Raw genomic sequence first — 15,148 nt, 5'->3', positions numbered from 1 at the left:
GCGACTGTATGACATGCGAATCCTTCTCATCGGTGTCGGCACCCGCGGCGACGTGGGGCCGTACACCGGGCTGGGCTCTCGGTTACGCGCGGCCGGGCACGAGGTGACGATCGCGGCCCACGAGCCGTACCGGGATCTGGTGACCGGCGCGGGCCTGGCCTACCTGCCGGTTCCGGGAGACCCGCTCTCCCTGCTCTCCATCCGCGCCTTCAGGCACTACGGCGAGCAGCTCGTCGAAGGACTGGCCGGGCTCGCCGGGCAGCGGGCCGACCTGCTGCTGACCGGCGTCGCGGGCACACCGGCTCGTCACGTCGCCGAGGCGATGGGCGTGCCCAGCATGGGGGTGCACCTGCAGCCGATCGACCCCACGGGCGACTTCCCGCCCGTCATGAGCGTGTTCCAGCGCTCGCTCGGCCGCTGGGCGAACCGGCGGGCGGCCCGGCTCGCCTTCGAGGTGCCGGCCGCCGGGCCGCTGATCACCGGGTTGAGCACCCGGATCCGGACCCGGCTGGGGCTGCCCCCGATGACCCCGCGCGCCCTCCACCTGCGCCGGGAGACCACCCGCTGGCCGGTCTTCCACGGGTTCAGCCCGCTGGTGGTGCCGCGCCCGGCCGACTGGCGGCCCGGCCTGGAGATCACCGGGTACTGGTGGCCGCTCCGGCCGCCGGGCTGGCAGCCCGACCCGGTGTTGCGCGACTTCCTGGCGGCGGGCCCCAAGCCGGTATTCGTCGGCTTCGGCAGCCTGGCCGACACGCGGGCCGAGCGGTACACGGAACTGGCCCTCGGCGCACTGCGGCGGGCGGGGCTGCGCGGCGTGCTGCAGACCGGCGTGCGCGGACGCCTCACCGACGACGTGCTCGCGGTCGGCGACGTGCCGCACGACTGGCTGTTCCCCCAGATGGCCGCCGTCGCCCACCACTGCGGCGCCGGCACCACCGGGATCGGCCTGCGGGCGGGGGCGCCGGCCGTGGCCGTGCCCGTCATGAACGACCAGCCGTTCTGGGCGTCCCGGCTGACGGCGCTCGGCGTGGCCCCGGCCGCGCTGCCCTTCCGCCGCCTGACCTCCGCCCGCCTGGCCGCCGCGCTCACCACAGCGGTCACCGACCCGGTCTACCGGCGGCGCGCCCAAGCACTCGCGGCCGGCATCTCGGCGGAGGACGGCGCGGCGCCGGTCGTCGAGGCGGTGCGCCGGCTCAGCGACCGGGCGCGGTGAAGCGGTGCAGTTCGAGGATCGGGGGCAACGGCGCGAGTCCGGGCCCGCCCGCGCGGATCCAGGCCGCCACGTCGGCGGTGGCCGGGCCGTCGTTGACGAAGGCGAGCCACACCGGCCGGCCTCCGGCGGCGCGGCCTTCGGGGGTCGGCTGGACGACGATGACGTTGGCCTGGTCGCAGACGTCCAGGCACTCGGTCACCCGCACCTCGGCGACCTCGCGCAGCAGCCGGATCTGCTCGTCGTGGTCGAGATGGGGAACCTTCCGGGTGCTGCCGCAGCAGCAGTCCCGGCACACGGTGACGCGCACCGGCGCCGTCCTCTCTCGGGGAGATCCGCCCCGGCTCGTGAGGAGGCGACCGCGTGAGTCTCCTGGCTCCCGGGGCGAGGGGCCGCCCCGGTCACAGTGGCGGGACCGCGCCGGATTCGCACCGGTTTCCTCGTCCGCCGTCGCCTTTGCCGGGGCATCGTCTCATAGCGGGAAAAACCGGTCGGCACGCGGATGGGCCGCCTTCTACCCTGCTTCGCGTGAGACTGTCGCGGCAGACCTGGCCGACGCTGATCAGCGAGGTCCGGCTGGGCCGGGAGACCTACCGCGTCGTCCGCCCGGCGCGGGCCTCGCGGCACGGCATGCTCTGGGAACACTGGTGGGGCGCGGAGCTGAGCGTCGACCGCGCGACGGCGCTGACGGTCGCGCTGGCCTGGGGCCTGGCCGCCCGGTCGCCGAACAGCCTGATCTACCTGCCGCTGCGCAAGGCCCGCCCGGCCGGCTCGGTCAACCGGGAGCGGCTGCTCGACCTGGTGCTGCTGCACCATCGGCTAGGGTTCCCGGCCTCGCGGTGGAAGCAGGTCCGGGCCCGGCTGGGGCCGGGACGCCCGCATCGGGTGGCGCTCCCGCCGTGGGCGTGGCGGCCGTCCGTCGATCACGAGCGCCGACGCCACCGCGAGTTCCGCGACCACCTCCGCTGGGATGTCGCGGCCGACACCCTCTTCCTGACCGGCAGCCGCCCCGCCTTCGAAGCGCAGCTGGACGAGGTCCGTGACCTGGTCGAATCGGGCCCGGCCCACCGTGCGGAGAACCCGGGCGCCCACTGCTGCGCCGAGATCGAGGCCGACCGCCCTCGCTCTGCGGACCGCGGGCATCCGTCGACGCTGTTGCACGTGAAGTGGTGCCCTCAGCACGGGTGACCGGTTCACGGCTCGGGCCAGGAGAAGCCCAGGCGTTCGGCGTGCGTCGTGGGGTCCTCCTCGCGCAGCCGCTCGATGATTCGGGCCAGCTGACGGTCGAGGTCGGCGTCGTCGACCGGGACGGTCCAGCCGAACTGGATCCGGGGCCGCCCCCGCCGCCAGAAGACCACCTCGATCCGATCCTGCTCGCCCACCTGGGCGAGCACTCCGCCGATCTCGCACTCCCAGCGTCCGAGCAGGCCGGGGTCGTCGCCGAGGCGGCGGGCCAGCCGGTCGGCGAGTGTGCGGGCGGGCCACTTCCATTCCTCGTCCTGTACGGCCGTCTCCAGCGCCCGGTCGTAATCGGCGGCCGGGAAACAGAAGGTCGTGAGGGCGGCCCCCGGGCGGTGTCCCCGCCAGTCGCTCCACACGACCGTGTCCCCGTCGAGGGCGATCGTCACGTACAACGCCCCGCAGCACCCTTCGGCGCACCACGCCTCGGCCAGCCGCACCTCGCGCGGTTCCGCCGTCGCCCGCAGCGCGGGCAGCAGCCGTTCGGGCACGTCCGGCGCGCCGGAACGGAAACCCTCGGCCACGATCGGCAGCCCGTCGACCAGCAGCCGGGTCTCGGCTCTGCCGCCGCGTGCGGGGTCGGGCACGGCGACGTACACCACCAAACCGGAGGGAACGACAGCGGGCGCCCGGCCTGCCCATTCCGCCCGCCACCGGGTGAGCGGGTCGGCGGAGCGCCGCGCCTCGGCGAGGACCGGGTTCCAGCGCGGGGACTCGATGAGCCGTTCGAGCCGGGCGAGGGTGGCGGCCCGCTCCCCCGGCGGCCACGGGAGGCGGCCCGTGGGGCCGCTGCGCAGGTCGTCGGCCATGGCGAGCGCCGAGGCCAGCAGGTCGAGCACGGGTTCGGCCGTCTCGGCCCGTTCGGCGAACGCCGCGACCGTCCGGCAGGCGTCGGGGAACTCGTGGATGCCCGCGGCGCAGTAGCGGAACTCGATCTGCTCCTGCAACAACCGGCCGAGGCGGACCACGGTGGCGTCGTCGACGCCGTTGAGCAGCTCGGCCGGCGACACACTCCGGCTGCCGGCGGCCGTTCGCAGCAGTGACGCCAGGGTCTCCGGGTCACTCATGCGGCACCCCGCGATCACGGTGCCGTCGAGGCGATGGGAGCGCGGTCACCGCGGAAGGGTGGGCTCGTTTCTGTCCGTCATGTCCGACACCTTGCCATAGTCGGCGGTCGTGCTGCTCGCGGCGGACTGTCGTCTCCGGCGCCGCCGGCCTCCCGAATCGCTCTGCTGAGCCCCACCATCTCTGACGCGCCGGTCGGTCAGCGGGGGGACAGGATCCTGAGCTGGAGCATCGCCGCGAACCGCTGTTCGGGGTCGGTCAGGTCGATCTCGCCCACCTCGGTGACGCGGCGGAGCCGGTAGCGCAGCGTGTTCGGGTGGATGAACAGGGCGGCCGCCGCCTTGCCCACGTCGCCCAGCGCGTCGAGCCAGGCCTCCAGGGTCTCGACCAGGCCGGCGTTGTTGCGTTCGTCGTAGTCCATCAGGCGGGCGATCGCGCCGCCGGGGCGTTCGTCTCTGGCGGCGGCCAGGTCGCGCAGTTCCAGGACCAGGGCGAGGGTCTGGACGTCGTCGAGCTGGGCCACCCGCAGGCCCGTGTGGCCTTCGCGCATCACCCGCAGCACGCGGTCGGCCTGGGCCTTGCCGTGGACGATGCCGCTGATGTCCGACCCCGCGGGGGCGACGGCGACGATGGCGTGCAGGTTGCCGTCGACGCGGTCGACGAAGTCGGCGGCCAGCCGGGCGGCGCGCTGTTCGGGGCTGCCGGTGGTGACGACGACCGGGAGCAGGCCGTAGACGGTGCCGCCGACGGCGGCCACGGCCGAGGCCGGGACGGTCGCCGACAGGTGCACCGACAGGGCGTCGGCCAGGCGTTCGAGGTCGGTGGGGGGATGGCCGGGCCGCAGGCCGGCGCCGACGATGACCAGGCGGCGGGCCGACAGGCCGAGGCGGCCGAGGGCGTCGCGGGCCCCGGCGCCGCCTTCCAGGACGGTGCCGATCAGGTCGGTGCGCAGCCGGCGCTGGACGTCGGCGCCGGCGCGCAGGCGCAGCAGGTGGAGGGCGACCAGCTTGGAGGCGTCGAGCAGGGCCTGGGTGCGTTCGCGGTCGACCTCGCCGTCCATGGCGGCCCAGATGGAGCCGAGGACCTCGTCGCCGGCGCGCACGGCGATGGCGACGCGCTGGACGGTGGTCTCGTCGTAGCCGAGGTCCTGCGGTTTGACGACGACGGGGGCCTGGTAGCGGTAGAGGTCGCGGAAGACGCCGAGTTCGGTCAGCCGGTTGGCGTACCGTTCGGGGACCTGGCGGCCGATGACGGTCTCGACGCGGGAGGGGTCGGCCTCGTCCTGGCGGCCGGAGAAGGCCAGCACGCGGGAGCTGCGGTCTTCGATGGTGATGGGGGCGTCGAGCAGCGCGGCCACGGCGTTGGCGACGGCGAACAGGTCGCCCGACGGCAGGCCGCCGAGGGACTCGTGGCCGGTGACGCCGATGTCGCCCTCGGCGAGCATCGCCCGGATGAGGGCCGTCAGCTGCGCCCAGGTGGCGCCCCGGCGCAGGCCGATCAGGGCGACGCCGCTCTCCTGGACGGCCGCCCGCACCTCCGGGGTGAGCGCGACCGGGGCCCTGACGACCAGGGCGACCGTGTCGTGGCCGCCGAGGGAGCGCAGCAGCGCGGGCAGCGCCCCGGCGGCGGGGTCGACGCCGACGCCCAGCACCAGCGAGCGGGGCGCGAGCACGGGTTCGTCGAGCGGGTCGAAGATGACCAGGGCGCTGATGCCCCCGGGGTGGTCGACGTCGCCCGCGACGAGTTCCAGGAGGGTGGAGCCCAGGTCGTCGAGGACCCGGCCGAGGCTCGCACGCGGTCGCTGACTCACGCCCGGAGTATAGGCGCGCACCTCAGAACGGGATCCACTCCACCGACGTCGTCACCCGCTCCAGCAGCTCGGGGATCGGGGTCACGCCCAGGCCGGGGCCGGTGGGCACCGCGACGTGGCCGTCGGCCAGCACGATCGGCTCGGTGATGTCGGTCCGGTAGAAGCGGCCGGAGGCCGACACGTCGCCGGGCAGGGTGAAGCCGGGCAGCGCGGCCAGGGCGATGTTGGCGGCCCGGCCGAGGCCGGTCTCGACCATGCCGCCGCACCAGACCGCGACGCCGTGCGCGGCGGCCAGGTCGTGGATCTTCCGGGCCTCCAGGTAGCCGCCGACGCGGCCGGGCTTGATGTTGATGATCTGGCAGGCCCCGAGCGTGATCGCGGCGGCGGCGGTCTGCGCCGACACGACCGACTCGTCGAGGCAGATCGGGGTGGCCAGCTGCCGGGCCAGGGCGGCGTGGCCGAGCACGTCCTCCTCCTCCAGCGGCTGTTCGATCAGCAGCAGGTCGAAGGCGTCGAGTCTCGCCAGGTGGCGGGCGTCGCGGAGGGTGTAGGCGGTGTTGGCGTCCACCTGCAGGAGCACGTCGCCGCCGAAGCGGTCGCGGACGGCGGCGACCGGTTCCACGTCCCAGCCGGGTTCGATCTTCAGCTTGATGCGGGCGTAGCCCTCGTCCAGGTAGCCCTCGACGGCCGCCAGCAGCGCCGGGATCGAGTCGTGGATGCCGACCGAGACGCCGCTGGGCACCCGGTCGGCGACGGCGCCGAGTTCACGGCCGAAGGAGCGGCCGAGGGCGCGCAGTTCGGCGTCCAGGATCGCCATTTCCACGGCCGCCTTGGCCATGCGGTGTCCCTTGTACGCGTGCAGCGCCCCCGCGACCCCGGCCGCGCCCGACCGGCCGACCGCGGCGGCCCCCTCCGGCGAGGCGAGTTTCGGCAGCAGGAAGCGGCGCAGCACGTCCTGCTGGGAGTCGACGTACTCGGGCGAGTAGAGCGGGTCGGTCAGCGCGACGCACTCGCCCCAGCCCTCGGCCTCGTCGGTCACCGCCTTCACCAGCAGGACGTCGCGGTCGGTCTGGGTGCCGAACGAGGTGCGGAAGGGCGCCACGAGCGGCATCGAGACGCGGCGCAGTTCGATTCCGCGCAGCTTCATGGGGTCTCCAGGTCGACGAGGTAGCCGAGGTCGCGGTCGAAGTCGACGACGCGGCCTCCGGAGGTCATCAGCGGCGCCAGTTCGTCGCGGAGCCGCCGCCGCCACGCTACGGCGGCGGCCGGGTCGTCGGCGCGCAGCGCCTCGATGTCGTCGGGGACGGCGACGCGTCGCCCGGCCGGACCGGCGGCCGGGCGGTCGAAGGGCGCGCCGGAGCAGGCGGCGGCGACCCTCGGCGAGAGCAGGTCCCAGCGCATCAGCAGGCGGTCGGTGTCGTCGGCGCCGTTGATGGCGTCGTGCATCGCGCCGTAGAAGTTCGGCAGGTACTCCACCGGCAGCGCCCCCAGCTTGACGATGTTGAAGTAGGCGTTGCGGCTGACGAGCGGGTCGAAGGTCCACTCGATCGTCGGGATGCCGCGGGCCAGCGCCCAGGCCCGCTGGTGGAGTTTGAGCGCGGCGCCGACGCCGCGGCCGGCCAGCCCCGGCACGACCCCGGCGACGTGGCTGTGCAGGGTGCGGGCCGCCGGTTCCTCGTGGAAGCCGAGGCAGACGCCGACGAGGCGGTCGCCGTCGTAGGCGCCGGCGGCGTAGTTGCCGGCCCGGGTCAGCGCGCGGAGGAACTCCACGGTGATCAGCGGGCGGCCCCAGATCTCCGCGAGCAGGTCGATCATGGCGTGGGCGCCGGGCAGGTCGTGGAGTTCCCGGATCTCCACGCCGGCCTTGCGGGCCCGGTCGCCGGCGTCCCGGGCCGCGTCGAGGTGGTCGTCGTGGTGTTGGGAGAGCACGGTCAGCCGAGCTTCTTCGGGGTCGCGCGGGCGCCGTAGTGGACGTACTCCTCGCCGGTCGGCAGGGAGTAGAACGTCACCGGGATCCACGTCTCCATGCCTTCGGGGCGGACCGCGTACACGCCGGGCTCGACCGGGGTCATCTCGTAGGTCTGCACGGGGTCGTCCTCCAGCCCGGCCAGCGGGCCGGTGAGGATGGTGCGCAGGGTCGGCTTGCCGTCGTCGTCGAAGACCTCCATGCGGACCGACTCGCGCTCGTACACGCCGGCGTGGGCGGTCAGGTCGGTGGCCACCGGTTCGGCCGGGGGCTCGAACGGCTCGGGCAGGTGGACGCCGGTCAGCTCGGCGAAGATCTCGTCGTAGAGGTCGGCGTACAGGTCGTGGGTGTTGCCGCCGTTGGTGAGCAGCGCGACGGCGACCCCGGCCTCGGGCAGCACGCGCAGGAACGCGGCCTGGCCGATGGTGTTGCCGTCGTGGCCGTAGGCGCGGTGGCCGCGCCAGTCGCAGCGGAACCAGCCCAGCCCCCAGGAGTCGCCGAGCAGCCGCTTCTCGGGGCAGTCGGTCTGGTAGGCCGACATGGCCGCCGCGCTCTCCTCCGACAACACCCGGGCGCCGTCGGCGGCGAGCCCGCCGCGCAGGTGCATGCGGGCGAAGGCGAGCACGTCGGCGACGGGGGCGGTGATGAGCCCGGCCGGGCCGACCGCGCGCGGCAGCCCCCACACGGGCGCGACCACGGGTTCCTCCCCGCCCTTGACGTGGCCCATGGCGTGGCCGAAGACCATCGCCTCCTCGGGCAGGGTCGTGGTGCGGGTCAGGCCGAGCGGCGTGAACAGCTTCTCCCTGATCGCCTGGTCCCACGTCTGGCCGGTGGCGACCTCGATGATCCGGCCGAGCACCGAGTAGCCCGCGTTGCAGTACGACCAGGTCGCGCCGATCGGGTGGTTCTGCGCCGAGTCGGCCAGCAGGGCGACGTACTTCTCCAGGGCGTCGTCGCCGCGGCCGGTGTCGGTGAACAGGTCGCCGTCGATGCCGCTGGTGTGGGTGAGCAGGTGCCAGACGGTGACGGCGGCGGTGGTCCCGGGGTCGCGCAGCCGGAACTCGGGCAGCACCTCGGCGACCGGGGTCTGGAGGGTGAAGCGGCCCTCGTCGATCAGCTGCATGACGACGGTGGCCGTCCACACCTTGGAGATCGAGCCGATCTGCCAGACCGAGTCGGGGGCGGCGGGCTGGCCGGTCCCGGCGTGCAGCACGCCGGTGGCCAGGGTCAGCAGGTCGTCGTCGCGCAGGATGCCCAGTTGGGCGCCGGGCACACCGTGCTTGGCGGCCAGTTCGTCGAGGCGGTGCTGCCAGTGGGCCTGGTTCACGTGTGCTCCTTCAGAGGGTGGGCGGAGGCCAGCAGGTGGCGGGTGTAGTCGTGGCGGGGGTCGCCGAGCACCCGGGCGGCGGGGCCGTGTTCGACGATCCGCCCGGCGTGCAGCACCGCGAGGTGGTCGGCGACGTAGCGGACGACGGCCAGGTCGTGGGAGATGAACAACATCGACAGGCCCAGCTCGCGGCGCATGTCGCGGATGAGGTTGAGCACCGCGCCCTGCACCGACACGTCGAGCGCGGAGGTGATCTCGTCGGCGAGGATGACCTGCGGCCGGGCGGCGAGCGCGCGGGCCAGCGCGACCCGCTGCCGCTGCCCGCCCGACAGCTGTCCGGGCAGGTCGCCGGCTCGGCCGGGGTCGAGGTGGACGAGGGCCAGGAGCCGGGCGATCTCCTGCTGCCGTTCCCTGCGGGCGGGGCGGCCGGGCAGCGCCTCGGCGATGCTCTCCCCCACGGTCATGCGCGGGTCGAGGGAGGAGTACGGGTCCTGGAAGACCATCTGGACCGGCCGGCGGCCCCGGGTGGGCACCGGCCGGCCGTCGAGCAGGATCGCGCCGGAGGTGACGGGGGCCAGGCCGACGGCGGCGCGGGCGAGGGTCGACTTGCCGCAGCCCGACTCGCCGACCAGGCCGACCGTCTCGCCTTCGGGGACCTCCAGGCTGACCTCGTGCAGCACGGTGTGCGTGCCGTACCGTACCGACACCTCGTGGAAGGTGAGCGTGCTCACTGGGCCTCCCCGGCCTTATGGCAGGCCACGCCGTCGAGCAGCGGCGGCGGAACCGCGCGGCAGTGGTCGTCGGCCAGCGGGCAGCGGGGCGCGAACGCGCATCCGGCCGGCGCCTCGACGGGGTCGACAGGCAGCCCGGGGATGACGGCGAGCGGCCGGTCGAGGTCGGTCTCCATGTCCGGCACGGCGGCCACCAGCGCCCGCGTGTACGGATGGCGCGCCAGCGCCCGCAGGTCCTTGGCGGGCAGCTCCTCGACGACACGACCGGCGTACATGACCAGGACGCGGTCGCACACGTCGGTGACGACCGACACGTCGTGGCTGATCAGCAGCAGCGCCGCGCCGGTGTCGCGGCGCACGTCGGCGAGCAGGTCGAGCACCTGCCGCTGCACGGTGACGTCGAGGGCGGTGGTGGGCTCGTCGGCGACGATGAGCCGGGGCTCGCCCATGAGGCCCATGCCGATCATGGCCCGCTGGCGCATGCCGCCGGAGAACTCGAACGGGTACTGCCGGGCCCGCCGCGCGGGGTCGCCGATCCGCACCGCGCGCAGCCGGTCGACCGCCCGCGCGAACGCGGCCCTGCGGCCCATGCCCTGGTGGAAGCGGCTCACCTCGGCGAGTTGCGGGCCGACGCGGTGGGCCGGGTTGAACGACGTCATCGGGTCCTGGAACACCACCGCCAGCGCGGTGCCCAGCCGCCGGCTCGCGCCGGGGGCCAGCAGGTCCTCCCCGGCGACGGCCAGGTGGCCGGCCTCCACGCGGACCGGCGGCTCCAGCAGCCCGGCGACCGCCAGCGCCGTCACGGACTTGCCCGACCCCGACTCGCCGACGACCCCGACGGCCTCGCCGTCGCCGACGGTGAGGCTGACCCCGCGCACGGCGTGGATCGGCCCGTTCGGGCCGGGGATGGTCACCCGCAGGTCGTCGGCCGACAACACGGTGGTCGCGGCCGGGGTGGTGGCGGGCGACGGCGGCCCGGCCGGGGGCAGGACGTGGGTGCGGCGCGGCCCGGCCGCGAACGCCTCGCCGGTGAGGTTGAAGGCCAGCCCGGCCAGCACGACGGCGATGCCGGGGCCGAGCGCGGCCAGCGGGTGGACGTAGATGCCGTTGAGGCCGTCCTGCATGAGCTTGCCCCAGTCGTAGTCCGGCGCCTGCACCCCCAGCCCGAGGAACGACAGGCCCGCGAAGGTGAGCAGGGCCGCGCCGGCCGTCATCGTCGCGTACACGATGACCGGCTCGGCGATGTTGGGCAGCACGTGCCGCCAGAGCATGCGCACCCGGCCGACCCCGGCGATGCGGGCCGCCGCGACGTAGTCGCGTTCGGAGACCCCGGCGATGAGGGTGTGGCAGAGCCGGGCGAAGGCGGGCGCGCCGGCCAGCCCGACCGCGAGCGCGGCCCCGCGCGCGCCGACGCCGAAGACGACGGCGAAGAACAGCACCAGCAGCAGCCCGGGGAAGGCGACCAGGACGTTGACGGCGGCGGTGATCAGGCGGCCGAGCCGCCGCCCGAGGAGCATCGGCGCGGCCCCGAGGAGGAAGCCCAGCACCATGCCGATCGCGGTCGCCGCCAGCGCCAGCAGGATCGAGAGCCGGGCGGCCACCAGCACCCGGGCGAACAGGTCGCGGCCGAGGTTGTCGGTGCCGATCCAGTGCTCGGCCGACGGCCCGGCCAGCAGGTCGGCGGTGTCGACGGCGGCGGCCCGATCCCCCCAGAGCACCGGCCCGAAGGCGGCGGCGAACAGCACCAGGGCCAGCAGCGCGACCCCGACCAGGCCGACGGGCCTGCGCAGCGCCCTCATCAGGCCTCCCCGATCGCCGAGCGGGGGTCGAGCAGCGCGAGCGCCACGTCGACGAGCGTGTTGATCAGCAGCACCCCGACGCCGTACACCAGCACGGTGCCCTGGACCAGCGGATAGTCCTTGGCGACGATCGAGGAGACGATCGAGGAGCCGAGCCCCGGCCAGGCGAACACGTTCTCCACCAGCACCGTGCCGGCCACCAGCGAGCTGAGCGCCAGCCCGCCGATCGTCAACGTCGCGGTCACCGCGTTCGGCAGCGCGTGCACGACGTGCACCCGCACCGGGGTGAGCCGTTTGGCCCGCGCCGTGCGCACGTAGTCGGCCTCCATCACCGCGAGCATCTCCACCCGGACGATGCGCGACAACACCGCCGCCGGGCCGACCGCCAGGGCCAGCACCGGCAGCACGTAGGAGTCGGGCCCGGCGCGCCCGGCGACCGGGAACACGTGCGTCTGCACCGCCAGCAGGTAGACCAGCCCGACGCCGAGCAGGAAGTCGGGGATCGCGCTGACCACGACGTTCGTGCCGGTGAAGGCCAGTTCGGCGCGCCGTCCCCGGCCCCGGCGGGTGAGCACCGCCATCACCACGCCGACGGGCACCGCGACCGCCACCGCCAGCAGGAACGCCAGCAGGGCGAGCTCGGCGGTGGCGGGCAGCTGCTGGGCGATCACCTCGCCGACGGGGAGCCGGCTGGCGATCGACACCCCCAGGTCGCCCTGGAGCAGGTGGCCGAGGAAGGTCGCGTACTGCTGCCACAGCGGGTCGAGCAGGCCGAGCTCCTCCTTGTGGGCGAGCACCAGGTCGGCGGGGGCGGTCGGGCCGAGCGCTGCGCGCACGGGGTCGCCGGGCACCAGGTGGATCATCAGGAACGAGGCGGTCACCAGCACCCACAACGACGCGAGCAGCCGCGCCGCGCGCCGGAGCGCGAAGCGCGGCCACCTGCCGACCTTGACGCCGGACGTCGGGGTCTTCATGGTCAGCCGAGCATCCGGATGCTGGTCGGGACGATGCTGCCCACGACGGACAACTCCGCGCCCTTGACGAAGGTGGGGACCACGTTGTTGGCGAAGGGCACCACGTCGGCGGCCTTGTAGAGGGCCTGCTCGGCGGCGAACCAGTCGGCGCACCCCTCGGCGCCGGTGGCGGCCATGGCCCGCTTGGCGGCGGCGAGGTAGTCGGGGTTGTCGATGGCGGCGAAGTTGGTGCCCTTGGGCGCGGCCGGGCCGGACACGAACGGCATCACCTGGTCGGGGGTGCTGACGTTGAGCGGCACCCAGGCGACCTCCCAGCCGCCGGTCCCGAAGATCGCGCCGGACAGCTGGGTCTGGTTCTGCTGGACGGCCTTGGCGTCGACGCCGACCGCCTTCCACGCCGCGACGGCCAGTTCGGCCGCGGCGCTGCCCGCGCTGCCCAGGGCGCCGTCGTACAGCAGGGAGACCGTGAGGCGGTCGCCGCCCTTGGCCCGCACGCCGTCGGCGCCCTTCACCCATCCGGCCGCGTCGAGTCCGGCGCCCGCGGCGGCGGCGTCGAAGGAGGGCAGGTTGCCCGCCACGGCGTCGCCCGCGCAGCCGCTCGGCGCCAGCACGGCCAGCTGGGTGGCGGCGGCGCCCTTGCCGGAGGTGATGGCGGTCTGGAGCTGGTTGAGGTCGAGCGCCCGGGTCAGCGCCAGCCGCACCGCCGGGTCGGCGGTGGGGTGGCCGTCGGCCTGGTTGTACCACTGCTCGCCGACGAGCGCCTGCGTGTCGACCGACTTCAGGCCCGCGCCGCTCAGGCGGGCGGCGTCGGCGCCGGTGATCTGGACGGCGTTGGCGGCCCCCGACAGCAGCTGGTTGGCGGCGGTGGTCTCGTTGGCGACGATCTTGACGACGACCGTGGCCGGCAGGCCCGGCTCGGCGGTGGTCGCGCCGCCGGGGCCCCAGGTGTAGCCCTGGCGCAGCTGGTAGGTGTAGTGGTCGGAGGGCACCGCCTCGACGAGCGTGTAGGGCCCGGTGCCGTTGGTGCCGGCCTTGAGGCTCGCGCGGTTCTTCATCCCGGCGTCGCACACCATCGGCAGGTTGGAGAACTGGTTCAGCGCGAACGGCGCGGGCGCGGGCAGCTTGACCGTCACCTTGGCGCCTTCCGCCGAAGCGGTGGCCCCGGCCGGGATGAACACGCCCAGGAACGGGCTCTTGTTCTCCGGGTCGGTCACGTAGGCGATGTTGTCGACCACGGTCTGGGCGGTGAACGGCGCGCCGTCGGCGCAGGTGACGCCGCTCTTGACGGTGAAGGTGAGGGTGGCGCCCTCGGCCGTCCACGCCTCGGCCAGCTGCGGCTGGATCGAGCCGTCGGCCGCGACGGCGACCAGGTTGTCGTAGGCGTACTGCGTCAGGGCGAACAGCCCGCTCGTCGCCGCGCCCTGCGGGTCGAGGGCGCCGGGGTCGGCGGCGATGTTCAGGGTGAACGTCTTGCCGGTCGCGTAGGCGGACCCGGTCGTCCCGGCGGCCTGGCCGGGTGATTCGGCTGCTTCGCCGCCGCAGGCGGCCAGGCCGACCGAACCCGTCAGGGCGAGTGCCGCCAGTGCCCTCATGCGCGTCATGGCGTTCCTTTTCTCGAGACCACGCGGCCGTAGTGGATGTGCTTCGCGAGCCCCGATTCGTCGCGTCCGACGAAGGCGAAGACGGGATGGACGCCGTGGATCGCCTCCAGCGCGATCAGCGAGTCGCCCTCCAGGTGCACCAGCCGGGTCCGCAGGGGCTTCTCCCCGATCTCGGCGATGACGTCCTTGGGGACCCGCTCCAGCCAGATGGCGCCGTCGGCATCCTGGCTGACGGTGATGTCGTAGATCGTGTCGGCGTAGCGGCCCAGGTAGGGCGTCGGGTCGATCGGCTCGGGCGCGGCGGGCGGCGTCGGGCGGGGCGGCAGCGCGACGCCGGCCAGCTCGCCCAGCAGATGCCCGACGACGTCGGCGTAGGCGCCCAGGACGTCGCCGCCGTTGGTCAGCAGCGCGACGGCGACGCCGCGGTCGGGCACGAGCCGCAGGAAGGCGGCCTGGCCGATGGTCCCGCCGTCGTGGCCGACGACGGCCCGCCCGTCGTGCTCCTCCAGTTCCCAGCCGAGCCCCCACGCGGCGGCCATGCCGCTGAGGCGGGGCAGCCGCACCTGGGGCCGCCACATGGCCGCCACCGTTCCCGGCTTGAGCAGGCCCGCGCCGCCCTCCAGGTGCGCGGCGGCGAAGCCGGCCAGGTCGCGGGCGGTCATCGCGAGCATCGACCCGGCGGGCGCGTTCGAACGGGCCAGCGCCCACGTCGGCGCCGGCACCGGGCCGCCGCCCTCGCCGGGCAGGTGCCCGACGGCGGCCCGGTGCAGGATCGCCTCGTACGGGCTCGGCGAGACGTGGGTGAGCCCGAGGGGCGCGGCGAGCCGGCCGACCAGCACCCGGTCGAACGGCTCGCCGCGCATGACCTCGACCAGACGGCCGAGGACGACGAACCCGGTGTTGTTGTACGAGAACACCTCACCGGGCGGGAACAACTGCGGGATGTCCCGGATCGAGGCGACGTAGCGCTCCACGGCGTCGTCGCCCCGGCCGGTGTCGGTGAAGACGTCGCCCTCGAACCCGGCGACGTGGCAGAGCAGCTGGCGGGTGGTGATCGACGGGTCGCCCGCCGCCAGCTCCGGCAGGTAGACCCGCACCGGGACGTCGAGGTCGACCAGGCCGTCGTCGACGAGCTGCAGCACCAGCGCGCTCGTCCACAACTTGGTGATCGACCCGATCTGGAAGACCGAGTCGGGGGTGGCCGCGACGCCGGTGGCGGTGCTGAGCACCCCGGCGGCGGCCGTCACCACCCGGCCTCCGGCCAGCACGGCGACCGAGGCGCCCGGCACGCCGCGGGCGGCCAGGATCGGGGCGAGGTGCTCGTCGAGCCAGCGTTCCGGCGTCGTCATGTGCCGAGGCTAGATCGCGCGGCGGCCGTCGTACTCAGCCGATCGCACAACCCGAACCGGCGGCCCTTGTCCGATCA

General features: G+C 74.5%; 13 protein-coding genes and 1 riboswitch. Of the genes, 2 read left to right on the top strand and 11 right to left on the bottom strand.

Annotation, left to right across the window (positions count from 1 at the left end; all coding sequences use genetic code 11):
* Positions 1–13 precede the first annotated feature (13 nt).
* On the top strand, positions 14–1,213 hold the full coding sequence (locus tag AW271_RS05670) for a glycosyltransferase (RefSeq protein WP_062332693.1): 1,200 nt from the start codon (positions 14–16) through the stop codon (positions 1,211–1,213).
* Here the strand turns inward: AW271_RS05670 and AW271_RS05665 are convergent.
* Positions 1,194–1,520 carry a hypothetical protein gene (locus AW271_RS05665; RefSeq protein ID WP_062332690.1) on the bottom strand — a complete coding sequence of 109 codons (327 nt, stop codon included), beginning with the start codon at positions 1,518–1,520 and terminating at the stop codon, positions 1,194–1,196. The genes AW271_RS05670 and AW271_RS05665 overlap by 20 nt on opposite strands.
* Before the next feature lie 35 nt (positions 1,521–1,555).
* A riboswitch (cobalamin riboswitch) is annotated at positions 1,556–1,695 on the bottom strand.
* Positions 1,696–1,738: 43 nt separating this feature from the next.
* On the opposite strand from AW271_RS05665, the gene AW271_RS05660 reads away from it, so the two are divergent.
* The gene (locus tag AW271_RS05660) at positions 1,739–2,398 is read left to right on the top strand and encodes a hypothetical protein (RefSeq protein ID WP_062332688.1); all 660 of its coding nucleotides are present in this window, start codon (positions 1,739–1,741) and stop codon (positions 2,396–2,398) included.
* Between the two features lie 5 nt (positions 2,399–2,403).
* Here AW271_RS05660 and AW271_RS05655 read toward each other — a convergent pair whose 3' ends face one another.
* From AW271_RS05655 to AW271_RS05610, 10 genes are all read right to left on the bottom strand, one after another.
* Positions 2,404–3,516 (bottom strand): SGNH/GDSL hydrolase family protein, encoded by a 1,113-nt coding sequence (locus tag AW271_RS05655; RefSeq protein ID WP_062332685.1) that lies wholly within the window; start codon positions 3,514–3,516, stop codon positions 2,404–2,406.
* Between the two features lie 197 nt (positions 3,517–3,713).
* On the bottom strand, positions 3,714–5,324 hold the full coding sequence (locus AW271_RS05650) for a PucR family transcriptional regulator (protein ID WP_062332682.1): 1,611 nt from the start codon (positions 5,322–5,324) through the stop codon (positions 3,714–3,716).
* A 22-nt stretch (positions 5,325–5,346) separates the two neighbouring features.
* On the bottom strand, positions 5,347–6,471 hold the full coding sequence (gene menC, locus AW271_RS05645) for an o-succinylbenzoate synthase (RefSeq protein ID WP_062332679.1): 1,125 nt from the start codon (positions 6,469–6,471) through the stop codon (positions 5,347–5,349).
* Entirely contained in the window at positions 6,468–7,253 is a 786-nt protein-coding gene (locus tag AW271_RS05640; RefSeq protein ID WP_157553908.1) for a GNAT family N-acetyltransferase, read from the bottom strand. The genes menC and AW271_RS05640 overlap by 4 nt, the downstream gene beginning before the upstream one ends.
* 2 nt (positions 7,254–7,255) lie before the next feature.
* Complete coding sequence (locus AW271_RS05635; protein WP_062332676.1) at positions 7,256–8,617, bottom strand: serine hydrolase domain-containing protein; 1,362 nt, start codon at positions 8,615–8,617, stop codon at positions 7,256–7,258.
* Positions 8,614–9,348, bottom strand: coding sequence for an ABC transporter ATP-binding protein (locus tag AW271_RS05630; protein WP_062332672.1), 735 nt, complete (start codon positions 9,346–9,348; stop codon positions 8,614–8,616). The genes AW271_RS05635 and AW271_RS05630 overlap by 4 nt, the downstream gene beginning before the upstream one ends.
* Complete coding sequence (locus AW271_RS05625; protein WP_062332670.1) at positions 9,345–11,147, bottom strand: dipeptide/oligopeptide/nickel ABC transporter permease/ATP-binding protein; 1,803 nt, start codon at positions 11,145–11,147, stop codon at positions 9,345–9,347. The genes AW271_RS05630 and AW271_RS05625 overlap by 4 nt, the downstream gene beginning before the upstream one ends.
* On the bottom strand, positions 11,147–12,121 hold the full coding sequence (locus AW271_RS05620) for an ABC transporter permease (protein WP_062332667.1): 975 nt from the start codon (positions 12,119–12,121) through the stop codon (positions 11,147–11,149). The genes AW271_RS05625 and AW271_RS05620 overlap by 1 nt, the downstream gene beginning before the upstream one ends.
* 2 nt (positions 12,122–12,123) lie before the next feature.
* Complete coding sequence (locus tag AW271_RS05615) at positions 12,124–13,722, bottom strand: ABC transporter substrate-binding protein (protein WP_062332664.1); 1,599 nt, start codon at positions 13,720–13,722, stop codon at positions 12,124–12,126.
* On the bottom strand, positions 13,719–15,071 hold the full coding sequence (locus AW271_RS05610) for a serine hydrolase domain-containing protein (RefSeq protein WP_062332661.1): 1,353 nt from the start codon (positions 15,069–15,071) through the stop codon (positions 13,719–13,721). The genes AW271_RS05615 and AW271_RS05610 overlap by 4 nt, the downstream gene beginning before the upstream one ends.
* Positions 15,072–15,148: the final 77 nt, after the last annotated feature.

It is taken from the genome of Herbidospora sakaeratensis, from assembly GCF_001570525.1.
Lineage (GTDB): Bacteria > Actinomycetota > Actinomycetes > Streptosporangiales > Streptosporangiaceae > Herbidospora > Herbidospora sakaeratensis.
The sequence above is the reverse complement of the archived record's forward strand: the minus strand, read 5'-3'. Positions and strand labels throughout refer to the sequence as shown.

Excerpts from the sequence above, each read along its gene's own strand:
- AW271_RS05670 (WP_062332693.1), top strand. The coding sequence starts at position 14 with ATGCGAATCCTTCTCATCGGTGTCGGCACCCGCGGCGACGTGGGGCCG.
- AW271_RS05655 (WP_062332685.1), bottom strand. The coding sequence starts at position 3,516 with ATGAGTGACCCGGAGACCCTGGCGTCACTGCTGCGAACGGCCGCCGGC.
- menC (WP_062332679.1), bottom strand. The coding sequence starts at position 6,471 with ATGAAGCTGCGCGGAATCGAACTGCGCCGCGTCTCGATGCCGCTCGTG.
- AW271_RS05625 (WP_062332670.1), bottom strand. The coding sequence starts at position 11,147 with ATGAGGGCGCTGCGCAGGCCCGTCGGCCTGGTCGGGGTCGCGCTGCTG.
- AW271_RS05620 (WP_062332667.1), bottom strand. The coding sequence starts at position 12,121 with ATGAAGACCCCGACGTCCGGCGTCAAGGTCGGCAGGTGGCCGCGCTTC.
- AW271_RS05615 (WP_062332664.1), bottom strand. The coding sequence starts at position 13,722 with ATGACGCGCATGAGGGCACTGGCGGCACTCGCCCTGACGGGTTCGGTC.
- AW271_RS05610 (WP_062332661.1), bottom strand. The coding sequence starts at position 15,071 with ATGACGACGCCGGAACGCTGGCTCGACGAGCACCTCGCCCCGATCCTG.